This window comes from Pontibacter sp. LHS1, assembly GCF_058932855.1.
In genome coordinates, this window is sequence record NZ_JBZYWF010000008.1 from 138,315 (window position 1) to 150,790 (window position 12,476).

7 protein-coding genes are annotated in these 12,476 nt (G+C 51.0%); 5 read left to right on the plus strand and 2 right to left on the minus strand.

From position 1 onward, the window contains the following. The first annotated feature begins 49 nt into the window (after positions 1 to 49). Positions 50 to 2,329, plus strand: coding sequence for an aconitate hydratase (locus tag AC5FXQ_RS16065; protein ID WP_493603436.1), 2,280 nt, complete (start codon positions 50 to 52; stop codon positions 2,327 to 2,329). A gap of 161 nt (positions 2,330 to 2,490) precedes the next feature. Here the strand turns inward: AC5FXQ_RS16065 and AC5FXQ_RS16070 are convergent, their stop codons facing one another. After that, positions 2,491 to 5,610 carry a S8 family serine peptidase gene (locus AC5FXQ_RS16070; protein WP_493603437.1) on the minus strand — a complete coding sequence of 1,040 codons (3,120 nt, stop codon included), beginning with the start codon at positions 5,608 to 5,610 and terminating at the stop codon, positions 2,491 to 2,493. Between the two features lie 378 nt (positions 5,611 to 5,988). On the opposite strand from AC5FXQ_RS16070, the gene paaN reads away from it, so the two are divergent. Continuing rightward, the gene (gene paaN, locus AC5FXQ_RS16075) at positions 5,989 to 7,662 is read left to right on the plus strand and encodes a phenylacetic acid degradation protein PaaN (RefSeq protein WP_493603438.1); all 1,674 of its coding nucleotides are present in this window, start codon (positions 5,989 to 5,991) and stop codon (positions 7,660 to 7,662) included. Positions 7,663 to 7,724: 62 nt separating this feature from the next. On the opposite strand, the gene AC5FXQ_RS16080 is transcribed toward paaN, so the two are convergent. After that, positions 7,725 to 8,021: a sll1863 family stress response protein gene (locus tag AC5FXQ_RS16080; protein WP_493603439.1), complete on the minus strand. Its 297-nt coding sequence runs from the start codon at positions 8,019 to 8,021 to the stop codon at positions 7,725 to 7,727. Positions 8,022 to 8,240: 219 nt separating this feature from the next. On the opposite strand from AC5FXQ_RS16080, the gene AC5FXQ_RS16085 reads away from it, so the two are divergent. The 3 genes from AC5FXQ_RS16085 (at position 8,241) to AC5FXQ_RS16095 (ending at position 12,430) form a co-directional block, all read left to right on the plus strand. After that, positions 8,241 to 10,571: a TonB-dependent siderophore receptor gene (locus AC5FXQ_RS16085; RefSeq protein ID WP_493603440.1), complete on the plus strand. Its 2,331-nt coding sequence runs from the start codon at positions 8,241 to 8,243 to the stop codon at positions 10,569 to 10,571. A gap of 76 nt (positions 10,572 to 10,647) precedes the next feature. Then, positions 10,648 to 11,784 (plus strand): PepSY-associated TM helix domain-containing protein, encoded by a 1,137-nt coding sequence (locus AC5FXQ_RS16090; protein WP_493603441.1) that lies wholly within the window; start codon positions 10,648 to 10,650, stop codon positions 11,782 to 11,784. Positions 11,785 to 11,989: 205 nt separating this feature from the next. After that, on the plus strand, positions 11,990 to 12,430 hold the full coding sequence (locus tag AC5FXQ_RS16095) for a response regulator (protein ID WP_493603442.1): 441 nt from the start codon (positions 11,990 to 11,992) through the stop codon (positions 12,428 to 12,430). The last annotated feature ends 46 nt before the right edge of the window (positions 12,431 to 12,476 follow it).

Consider the following 12,476-nt stretch of genomic DNA (forward strand, 5'->3'; position numbering starts at 1 on the left):
TTTGTAAACTTCACAACGAAGCATTAAAAATAATAACAATAGCAAAACTATGGCATTTGATTTAGGAATGATCAAGGCAGTGTATGCCGGGATGGCCGAGCGAGTGAATGCTGCCCGTAACGCAGTAGGCAGACCGCTTACCCTGACAGAGAAAATCTTGTACGCGCACCTTTACAATGGTAACGCGACGCAGTCTTTTGAGCGCGGAAAGTCTTACGTGGACTTCGCTCCGGACAGGGTGGCTATGCAGGACGCAACGGCGCAAATGGCCTTGCTTCAGTTCATGCAGGCTGGAAAGCCGCAGGTAGCTGTGCCTTCTACAGTGCATTGCGATCACCTGATCCAGGCACGTGTTGGTGCTGACCAGGACTTGCAGGACGCTTACAGCGAAAACAAAGAGGTATACGACTTTCTGGCCTCTGTTTCAAATAAATATGGCATCGGCTTCTGGAAGCCAGGTGCAGGTATCATCCACCAGGTGGTGCTCGAGAACTACGCCTTCCCGGGCGGTATGATGATCGGTACAGACTCACACACACCAAATGCAGGTGGTTTGGGTATGGTTGCGATCGGTGTTGGTGGTGCTGATGCAGTGGACGTAATGGCCGGTATGGCCTGGGAGCTAAAATTCCCGAAAGTAATTGGTGTTAAACTGACCGGTAAAATGAGCGGTTGGACTTCTCCAAAAGATGTGATCCTGAAAGTGGCCGGTATCCTGACTGTAAAAGGTGGTACAGGCGCTATCGTGGAGTACTTCGGCGAAGGCGCTGAGTCTATGTCTTGTACAGGTAAGTCTACAATCTGTAACATGGGTGCTGAGATCGGCGCGACTACTTCGGTATTTGGATACGACGACAGCATGCGTACATACCTGCGCGCTACTAATCGCGAAGAGGTAGTACAACTGGCCGACGAAGTGGCTGACCAACTGCGTGCTGACGACGAGGTATACGCTGACCCGGCTGCCTTCTACGATCAGTTGATCGAGATCGATCTTTCTACGCTGGAGCCACACGTAAACGGTCCATTCACGCCGGATGCTGCCTGGCCAATTTCTCAGTTCGCTGCTGTTGTAAAAGAGCACAACTGGCCAGCTAAACTGGAAGTAGGTCTGATCGGTTCCTGCACCAACTCTTCTTATGAAGACCTGACCCGCTCTGCATCCATTGCAAAGCAGGCTGTAGATAAGAAACTCGTAGCGCAAGCTGAGTTCACCATCACACCAGGTTCTGAACTGGTACGTTACACCACAGCCCGCGACGGCCTGTTGGATACCTTTGCTCAGATGGGCGGTGTGGTACTGGCAAACGCCTGCGGTCCGTGCATTGGCCAGTGGGCACGTCACACGGACGACCCTACCCGTAAGAACTCTATCATCACATCATTCAACCGTAACTTCGCCAAGCGTAACGACGGCAACCCGAACACACACGCGTTCGTGGCTTCTCCTGAGATCGTAACGGCATTCGCCATCGCCGGTGACTTAACTTTTAATCCACTGGTTGATAAGTTGATCAACTCTGACGGCGAGGAAGTAATGCTGGACGAGCCAAGAGGCATCGAATTGCCACCACAAGGCTTTGCCGTAGAAGACGCAGGCTATGTAGCCCCTGCTGAAGACGGAAGCAGTGTAGAGGTTGTAGTTAGCCCGACGTCTGATCGTCTGCAGTTGCTTGAAGGCTTTAAGCCATGGGAAGGTACTGACCTGAAGGGTCTGAAGCTGCTCATCAAAGCACAAGGCAAGTGTACAACTGACCACATCTCAATGGCTGGTCCATGGTTGAAATACCGTGGTCACCTGGACAACATCTCCAACAACATGTTGATCGGTGCCATCAACGCTTTCAACGGCGAGGCAAACAACGTATACAACGACATGACCCGTGGCTACGATACAGTGCCTGCCACAGCCCGTACCTACAAGGCTGCCGGTATTGGTACAGTGGTAGTAGGTGACGAGAACTACGGTGAAGGTTCATCCCGTGAGCACGCTGCCATGGAGCCGCGCCACCTGGGTGTTCGTGCCGTTATCGTGAAGTCATTCGCGCGTATCCACGAAACCAACCTGAAGAAGCAAGGTATGCTGGCGCTTACATTCGCCAACAAAGCCGATTACGATCTGATCGAGGAGAACGATACCATCGACATCCTGGGGCTGGAGAACTTCACGCCAGGTCAGCCGCTAAAAGTTGTTTTGACGCACAAAGATGGTTCACAGGATGCCTTCCAGGTTAACCATACTTACAACGAAGGACAGATCGCCTGGTTCAAGGCTGGATCAGCCCTTAACCTGATCCGTTTGCAACAGAAGCAGTCAGCTAACGCCTAATAAGCAGTTAGTTGCCGATAAATAACAAAACGCCCCGCTCGAAAGAGCGGGGCGTTTTGTTATTTATAGTGGTGTAAGCTTGTGCGGCTCGCTACCAGGATCCTTGCAGGATGACAAAAAAATAACCTGAGCTTGACCTTGGGAGAAGGGAACGTCTTTACCTAAGGCCTGATGATCAGCAAACGTTTCGTAACAGTGTTTTGCTCGTAGGTAAGCTGCACAATGTAAAGGCCTTCTGCCAAGCCGCTGAGGTCGTAAATGGCCTCGTGCGGCAGGCGGCTGCGTAACTTAGGACTGACACGGCGACCCATGGCGTCTGTCATGAATAAAGTGAGAGCAGCATCAGCTGTTGGCATCGCGACGTATAGTTCGTACACGGCCGGGTTAGGGTATACTACAAACTGTTGAGGAGCTTCCTGTGGTGGAATCACCGTTTCGCTTTGCTTGATTTCTATTCTCCTTGTAACGGTGTCTTCAGCACAGTTATAGGCATTCGCTACAATCAGGGCCACATCGTAGGTGCCAGGCAAGTCATAGGTATAAGTGGGGTGCTGCTCAGTAGAGGTATCACCGTTGCCAAAGTTCCATCGCCAGCTGTTGCCATTTTCGCTTTCATTGCGGAAGTCAATACTCTTGCCGGGCTCCAAAGCTTCCGGTTGCTGCACAATGCTGAAACCTGCTACAGGAGAGTTGGCTACCACGATCCGGAAAGGTACCAGCGGACTGTCAAACAAGGAGTCGGCGTTGCAAACGTATAGCACCGTGCTTGTGTCGAGGGCAGCCAGTTCGAAATTATTGCCAGTACCCAGAAGCTTCGTTTTAGTTTCGTCAGCGTAAAACTTGAACTGCTTGCCTCCTTGTGGCGAAAGACTAACCGAAGAACCAACGCATACCGTATCACTGATAGCCAGTGGAGCAGGTCCTGCTTTCAGAACCTGGTATTTCAGGAGAGCTGCCCTGGCGTTCTGTTGAAGCTGCTCCAAGTCATCGCCGGCTACAATGGCAAACGAAACCAGCTGGCTTTGGCCTGGTGCTAACCCCTTGGCCGTAGTGCCCACTACATGCGCCACATCATTGCCATAGCCGCTGCCCCATGCTTTTTTTCTGGCTACGCCACCCGACAGTGCTCGGTATTTCTCCTGTGTGCTAAAGCCATCGGCAATTGCAAAAGTCGAAGAGCCTCCAGACAGGTTATCGATCGCGTAGTAGGAAGGAGGTGTCACCGAAAGCAAACTAATACCAGCATAAGGCGAAGCCTGCCCCATGTTATAGACATAGCCCATTTTCAGTGTTTCGTCCCAGTCTGCCACGTTCATGTAAGCGTCGGTTATGTTCCAATCAGCAAAAAGGCCCGCGTGCAGGGTTTTGATCGTATCAGGGGTGATATTGCGGATGCGATACTCTAAGATGACGAAGTCTGCGTCCGGAGTTTCACTCCAGGCCATTCCTTTATAGCTGACTTGCACACCCGCCTGTGTTGGCGTCGGGAATTTGTCGCGCATTACGCCGCTGATTTCCTGATCTGCATCACCTGTGTTGTGGCGGAGCTTGACAGTATTGACTGATACAAAGTCATTATCGGTTTGCCAGCTGGCATTGCGCACGTTATCCGATACACGGTCAGGGGCAGTGGCAACCAGTAGTCCGCCCTCAAATAGCATGGAAGAGCTGCCCTTATACGTGATGCCGATGCCCTGTCTGAAATTATAACCATTATACCCAAGGTTGCCTTTGCTGTTCAGGGTGATGTGCAGGTTGTTAGCCGTAAGGGTGATATAATCCGGGTTGACCGGCAACTGAAAATACTGGAAGTCCTGGTAGTCCCCATCTGTAAATCCGAGTCTGAAAGTAGCCAGTGCATTGTGTGGCGCGTCAGGAAGCACCACAAACCGGAAGGGCTTGCTGTGATTGTTGCGGGAGGCCAGGGATTCCATTGCCCCAATGGTCAGGTTCTTTTCATCCAGCACCTTGATAAAAGGCGAGGTAGAGGTAAGTGTAAGCTTCAAGGCAGTAGTAGGGTCGAGGTAGTTCATCACGCTCAGGTGGACCAGCATCGTGTCGCCAATTTGCGCCACCTTATTATCAACAATACTGAAGGAGGTACAGCGCACCGACTTGGCTCGGGCCTCCCGCACAGCTCGCTTCACATTCAGGCGTCCTCTGCCGAGGAGTTCGTTGTAGGGAGCATTGCCGGAGAGGTGGTAGATGTTATCGGAGGTAGCCCGTATCCTTTCTATCACCTGCAAGGCGTTCAGGTGTGGCAGCTGGGAACGCACGAGGGCTGCTGCGCCTGCCACTTGCGGAGAAGCGTGGGACGTTCCCGCTCCCCAGGTGCCATAGGAATTGTCACGCGAGGTTGTGGTGGTATAAATGCTGGCGCTCGGAGCAGTTACATCCACTTTGTAATTCCAGGTATGGTCATTGGTTTTCACGTCATTGGTGATACCGCCCACCGAAAGCACATGCTCGTAGGCGGCAGGGTAGATGTTGACCAGGGCATTGGTGTTGCCCGAGGCAGCCACAATTACCACATCGCGGTCGAGTACAGCATAGTTGATGATGTCCTGCTCAAACTGGGAAGAGCCCTCACCGCCCCATGACAGGTTGATGATACTGCAGCCTTTGTCGGCAGCGTACACGATGGCTTCGTACCCTCCAAAGCTACCATAGGCAGTAGATGGGAAAACTTTGAGCGGCATAAACTTGGTGTTGAAGCCGACGCCCGCTATACCTACGCCGTTATCAGCATGGCCAATGGCGGCACCGGCCACTGCCACCCCGTGCCCGCGGTGCGGACTATCGTCATTGGGGTTGTTGTCACGGTCTGCGAAGTCCCACCCGATGTAATTGTCGATCAGTCCGTCCCCGTCATTGTCGATGCCGTCAACAGGGTCGTCGTAGTTGTATTTAATTTTGTTACGGATGTCCTCGTGCGTCAACCTGAAACCCGTATCCATTATAGCGATTACGATGTTGGTATCGCCCTTCTGTACAGCCCAGGCACCATAGGCCTGAATCAGTTTGAGGTAGGACTGCGTAGTTTTAGTCGAGTCGGAGGCCGGGTCATTGGGCTGGTAGAGTGGTACACGTTCGTAGAGCGGCTCTACATACTCCACCATACCGGTTGCCAGCAGGGCTTGCTGCACGGCTTCCAGATTATGGGCAGGGTCGTATGACAGTTCGTAGATAAGTGAGAGATCCACATGCGCCTTTCGTGCAAAGGAAGAGGGAGCTTTTCCCGGGAACTTCTGTTCAACCGATTTGGCTCCAACCTTTTGCAAAGCTTTTTGCATAGGATTACCGCTAGCCATGCGTAACTGATTACCTGACTGAGGCTTCAGCTTGTAGACAACGGTATGAGGTTTAGTCGCGGTTCCTATACCTTTTGGAGCGGGCAAATGCTGCGCAGCAAGCAGGGACGAACACAGGACTATACATAATAAAGATAGAATGCAGCGGTAAACCACTGGCCCTCGGGTAAACATTAAATCATATTAAACTATTAGGTGAATATAACCTCAACTGAGCTGGCAGAGGTATAGAGTAAAGCGCATATTACACGGCGAAATTTAAAGATGCTTCCCGTGCGTATTAAAAAAATACGTAACTTTCCAACAATTGATTCTAATATATGTGTTTAATTATATAAAATAAATACTATGACTTCGGATTTGAAAAATAAAAATCTTCCCATCATAGAAAACGCCGTGAAAGCCCTACACGAACGACGTTTTTTTGCGCAATATCCTGAAAACCCGATGCCCGATATTTATGGCGAAACCGCTGATAAAGAAGGCCGTGAGAAGTATAAGCAGCACCTTAACAACAAATTTACGGAATTGGTGCACGATAATGCTGAAAATTGGGCTGGTCAGGAAGAATCACCTTATGAGCAGCAACCATTAGGTATAAAGTACCCTTATTTCAGTGCAGAAACGCTGGTGTCGCGTGCCGATGAGGCTTTTCATCAGTGGCGCAAGGTAAAGCCGGTTGATCGTGCTGCCATTCTGGTGGAGTCGCTGGAGCGTATGAAGGAGCGGTTTTTCGAAATTGCCTATGCTACGATGCACACAACCGGGCAGGCTTATATGATGTCGTTTCAGGCATCGGGGCCGCATGCAGCTGACCGTGCGCTGGAGGCCATAGCGGCAGGTTACGAAGAGCAGACCCGCTTTCCGGAAAACATGGAGTGGGAGAAGCCGATGGGCAAGTATAACCTCAAGCTGAACAAGAGCTGGCGTGCCGTTCCGAAAGGTATAGGCCTGGTTATTGGTTGTTCTACCTTCCCGACCTGGAATACAGTGCCAGGTATGTATGCAAGCTTAGTAACGGGTAACCCTGTGATCGTGAAGCCACATCCGAAAGCGGTGTTGCCAATCGCCATTGTAGTGGCAGAGGTACAGAAGGTGCTGGTAGAAAACGGACTGAGCCCATACATCTGCCAGCTCGGTGTAGATGCGGACGATCACCTGATCACAAAAGAACTTGCCGAAAACCCGAAAGTAAAGCTGATTGATTACACAGGCGGTACCGAGTTCGGTAACTACGTGGAGAGCCTGCCGGGCAAGGTGACCTTCACAGAGAAAACGGGTGTGAACTCGATCATACTGGATTCGGTGCAGGACATTGATAAAGTGGCGCAGAACCTGGCCTTTTCATTGAGCCTGTACTCCGGGCAGATGTGTACGGCTCCGCAGAACTTCTTTGTGCCAGCCTCTGGCGTGAAAGTAGGCGGGGAAACCATGCCGTACGAGGAAGTGGTGAAGAAACTGGCCGATGCCGTGACTGGTCTGGTTAATAACCCCAAAGCAGGTCCACATATTCTAGGCGCTATCCAAAACCCGGCCACATCAGAGCGTGTGAAAGAAGCTGCCAGCGTAAAAGGTAAGGAAGTGCTGAGCACCTGCGACTTCAGCAACCCGATGTTTGAAAATGCGCGTACCTGCACGCCTGTGATTTATGAAGTGGACGCAACGGAGAAGGAAAGCTTCAGCCGTGAACTGTTCGGGCCGATCGCTCTTATCATCAAAACAAAGGACACTGATCAGTCAATCGAACTGGCCAAAGAGATGGCGATGAACTACGGTGCGATCTCCTGCGGTGCCTATACCACAGACGAGGATATAAAAGAGAAGATCATGGATGAGATGGGCCTGGCGGGCACGCCGGTGAGCTTCAACCTGACAGGTGGCATCTATGTGAACCAGAACGCCGCTTTCTCTGACTTCCACGTAACGGGCGGCAATCCGGCTGGTAATGCGTCTTTTACAAATCCTGAGTTTGTGATCAAACGCTTTACATGGGTAGGTTTCCGTGAGCCTGTAGCTGGTTAAACCAGGTATAGCCTATAAGCAAAAAGCCCCGGCACTGTGAGAGTGCCGGGGCTTTTTTTGCTTTATTTGAACAGGTTGTCCATGTCTTTTTTGAGGTTGTCGAGGCCATCTTTCAGCCCCTGCCACTTGCTTTGGCTGTCTTCCTGGTCCCCCACTTTATTTGCAATCAGTTCGCGCTTGGCTTCAAGTGCCGCAATGTGCTCGTGATAAGTATGGTTCGAGTCGGCGGCTGTCGCATTCACCCGGCCTTTCAGCACTTTTATTTTGCTATCCAACTCATCCAGGCTTTTCTGTATCTCCTCACGGGTGAGATGAGCAGGAGCCCGCATATGCTCCGGTTTCAGGTTATAAGTATCCATATCTCTTAGTTTTGTCTTTCAGTTTCTGTCATGCCACCATCGGTAGCGATATTCTCTAAATACTCAAAAAAGGCCAAAAAGGATGTACAGCCTGGAGTATAGTGGAGCTGGGAGATGATTTATGTCACTTATTTAGAAAATATCTAAATAACTCTTTTCTCTTATGTTTCTAGTATCTACTTTTGCAGCACTTCTTAGAATTAATCTAAATAAGAATTCATGCAACGCATACTCACCATTATGTTTGCCTTCGTGCTCCTGGCACAGCAGGCATATGCACAAACTACAGGCCGTATCGAGGGCCGTATCCAATCAGAAAGGGGAGAAGGTATAGCCGGTATCAGCGTTGGGCTGGAAGGCACTTCTTATGGCTCCACGACAGATGACGAAGGCAAATTCCTGATCAGGAACATACCTGCCGGAAACTATACGCTGGTGGCATCAGGTATAGGCTATACCTTGCAGAAGCAGCTGCTGGAAGTGGCAGGAGGGAAGGCTTCGTTTGTGAACGTAGACCTGGCTGCATCTTCGCATTCACTGGGAGAGGTGCAGGTGACGGCGCACCGCAGCGGCGAATATCTGCAGCGCACCGCCACGACAGCCACTAAGATGGAAGCACCTATAAAGTCAGTGCCGCAGTCGGTGCAGGTGGTATCGCGCCGTGCCCTGGACCAGTTGCAGGTGCTGCGCCTGGAGGATGCCATGCGCAACGTAAGCGGCGTAAGCATGGAGACCGGTTTTGGTGGTCGCTCCGACATCTTCCAGATACGTGGTTTCCGTACCGATATGCAGAGTGTGTTCAAAAACGGTTTCCGCAACACGGTGCGTACTTACCGTGAAAGTGCCAACATCCAGCAGATCGAGGTCATGAAAGGCCCTGCCTCAGTGTTGTATGGCGTGAGCGATCCGGGGGGTATGGTGAACATCTCCACCAAGAAACCGACAGCTCATACCTTCCAGGACATCCAGATCACGGCCAACAACTTTGGCCTCGTAAGACCTGCCATAGACTTGGGCGGTGCTTTTAACGAAAGCAAAACATTTAAGTACAGACTGAATGCCGTATATGAACGTGCTGACAGCTACCGTGATTTCGTGAAAACGAAGCGCATTTTCGTAGCTCCGGCCATCACTTACGATTTCTCTGACAAGACGTCCCTGACCGTAGAAACCGAGTTTTTGAACCATAATCAGCCATCAGACCGGGGTATATTCTCAGTTAACGGCCAAATTGCACCTGTGTCGAGAAGCCGCGTGTTGATTGAGCCTGGCAATACAGGTGAGTTTACCAACCGCATGGCCCAATACAACCTGCAGCACAAGTTTTCTGAGGCGCTGAGCTTCCGTCATGCATTCAACTATAACTACGCCACCGAGACACGTGACGTGGTTGAGCAGACTACTGTGCTGAAAGACGGGTCTTTCCGCATCAATCGCCAGCACCAGGACCAGGATACCTATGACCAGAACATCGCTACGCAAAATGAATTGTACGCCAACTTCAACACCGGTGCCTTGGTAGAGCACAAGGCTGTGGGAGGTATAGAGATTTCCCGCTCCATTTTTGACATCTGGGTAAAGCGTGCTCCCTATGACGTGCTTGATATCCTAAACCCACAGTACAATCCCAAGCCAAAGGACTATTCGCTGCTCACTTACTCTCAGGATTACCAGGACCGCGTGAATGTGCTGGGTTTCTACCTGCAGGACTTCATCACAATAAACCAGCGCCTGAAAGTGTTGCTGGGCGGCCGCTACGATTTCTGGGAACAGGAGAAGGAGAACCGCATGAAGGACGAAACAACCAAGCAAAACAACAAAGCCTTTAACCCGAGACTGGGTGTGTTGTACGAGGTATACGGTCCAGTTTCGGTATACGCCAACTACTCCAAAGGCTTCCAGCCAGGTATAGGGCAGACACTGGAAGGAGAGGCGTTCAAGCCGATTACCTCTGTGCAGTATGAAGCCGGTACCAAAATCGGTTTGCTGAACGACCGTGTAAACCTGACGGCTGCTTACTTCGATATTACGCGCCAGAATGTGGTAGTGCCGCACCCAAGCCAAAGCGGCGCCAGCGTGCAGTTGGGTGAAGTGCAGAGCAAAGGTATAGAAACAGATATCACGGGTGAGGTGCTGCCTGGCCTGAATGTGATCGCCACTTATACCTACACTGACGCCCGCGTGACAAAAGACGCGCTAAGCGCAGACGACCCACGACGCACGGTAGGCCGTCGCTTCAGAGGAGTAGGGTATAACAACAGCAGCCTTTGGACAACTTACGAACTGCAGGACGGCTTGCTGAAAGGCCTGGGCATTGGCGGTGGTTTTACGTATGTAGAGGATCGTCCGGTAGATGATGCCAACAGTTTTATGCTGCCGAGCTATACCCGCTACGACGCCACCATGTTCTACAACAGCAAGCGCTTCCATGCGGCCCTGAATGTGAAGAACCTGACCAATGTGAAATACTACGAAGGTTCACAGTCAGCTACCGTGATTATGCCTGGTGCGCCAACTACAGTGCAGGGCACAGTTGGTGTGAGATTTTAATTGATAGAAACATAAATAACTATATCGGCGGCATTGTCCTGAAAGGGGCGATGCCGCCGATTTCAAGTTCAGGTACATGCGTAAAATCCTCCTTCAACTACACCTTTGGATCGGCTTGACAGCGGGTGCCGTACTAGCCTTTGTGGGCTTGACAGGCTCGCTCTACGTTTTTCAGCCCGAGCTGACGGTGGCGCTATACCCTGAGCAGTACAAAAGCTCTGATCCGGGAGCAGCCCCTGTAGATGTACGACTGGTTATCCGCAATGCCGAAAAGGAGTTTGGCGCTTCGGTTACCAGCATCTTCTTTCCGGTACGGGAGCTGGAGAATTACATCGTCAAGGTAAAAGGCAATAAGCAGTTCCTCTTTTTTGACGCTGCCACCGGCAAGTATGTAGGGCAATTGGAGAAGAGACGCGGTGTGATGGATACGGTACTGGACCTGCACCGCCACCTGACCATGGGCGACTCGGGTGCTTTGATCACAGGTATATGTGCGCTGCTGCTGGCCTTTGTGCTGCTCTCGACAGGGCTATACCTGTGGATGCCCCGCCGAAAGCGGAACCTGAAAGACGGCCTGCGCCTTAAGGCCAATGCCTCTTTCAAACGGCGGAATTTTGATCTGCACAATGTGTTTGGCTTCTACTTCAGTGTACCGCTTTTCCTGGCCGCACTTACCGGGGTATATTTTGGTTTTCAGGAGAAGACCCAGGCAGTGGTCGATAAGCTGACGCTGGCCAGGGAGCCGACACCTTACGTGAAGGCACTGCAGTCGGCTTATCCGGCAGATGGTACGGCACCGCTGACCGTGTACCAGGCACTCGACAGGATGGATGCCTTATACCCTGGCTACGTCAGGCGGACGCTCACACTGGCGCCCGATAGTTCAGGCACGCTTAACCTGACTTACCTGGCCTCTTCTGATCTGGAAGCCGGCCCCCAGGATCGCCCGATGGTATACCTGAACCAATACACTGGAGACGTCGTGTACGATTATAATCCGCACACTGCTCCCCTGGGCCGGCAGCTTACCCGCAATTGGTTTGTGCCGATTCACTTTGGGGAGATAGGGGGCTGGATTACCCGGATACTCTGGTTCTTTCTGGGGTTGATGCCAGCCATGCTTTGGGTAACAGGCATTGTGATGTGGCGAGGCAAAAGCAAAAAGAAGAAAAAGAAAGGCTATGTGAAGGTAAAGGGTGGTGTAACGGCCTGAAAAATTAGGCACGATAACCGCTGAATTAGCTTTAAACTTAAAAATCAAAAATGTATTTTTGCGCCGCTATGGTGCTATAAGTCACAAAGAGCAGCAATATTGAACATTAATTGTTTACAATGTGTTAGTGGCTCAACCGGGTACCAAAGCACCCGCAGGTACAAATTGTACCTTACCGTTGATTTGAGAGATAACAAAACTGACTATGAAGGAAGCATCCGAAATGCTTGACCTAGTGCTGCTGGTAGACGATGACGACACCACAAACTATTTGAATAAGCGCCTGCTGACCGACATGAAGGTGGCAAAAGAAATTTTGGTGCTGAAGAACGGTAAAGAAGCAATTGACTACCTGAGCAAAGCCTGTGACGAGCATTTGGATGGTGCTTTCAAGTGCCCCGACCTGATCTTCCTCGATATCAAAATGCCTACCATGGATGGCTTTGAGTTTCTGGAAGAGTACCAGCGCAAAGGGCTGGATGCCGGTGACCATGTCATCATTCTGATGCTGACATCTTCAGCAAGTTTTTATGACCTGGAGCGTATCAAGAGCTTCAAGAAAGTAAAAAAGCACTACTCCAAGGCGCTGACCAACCACGATGTGAAGGAGATATTGGCTGATTTTTTTCAGAATCGCAGAAACTAAAAGAACCTACGCTATAAAAGCATAAAGCCTGTATACCGCAAGGTAT

Excerpts from the sequence above, each read along its gene's own strand:
- AC5FXQ_RS16095 (WP_493603442.1), top strand. The coding sequence starts at position 11,990 with ATGAAGGAAGCATCCGAAATGCTTGACCTAGTGCTGCTGGTAGACGAT.
- AC5FXQ_RS16090 (WP_493603441.1), top strand. The coding sequence starts at position 10,648 with ATGCGTAAAATCCTCCTTCAACTACACCTTTGGATCGGCTTGACAGCG.
- AC5FXQ_RS16080 (WP_493603439.1), bottom strand. The coding sequence starts at position 8,021 with ATGGATACTTATAACCTGAAACCGGAGCATATGCGGGCTCCTGCTCAT.
- paaN (WP_493603438.1), top strand. The coding sequence starts at position 5,989 with ATGACTTCGGATTTGAAAAATAAAAATCTTCCCATCATAGAAAACGCC.
- AC5FXQ_RS16085 (WP_493603440.1), top strand. The coding sequence starts at position 8,241 with ATGCAACGCATACTCACCATTATGTTTGCCTTCGTGCTCCTGGCACAG.
- AC5FXQ_RS16065 (WP_493603436.1), top strand. The coding sequence starts at position 50 with ATGGCATTTGATTTAGGAATGATCAAGGCAGTGTATGCCGGGATGGCC.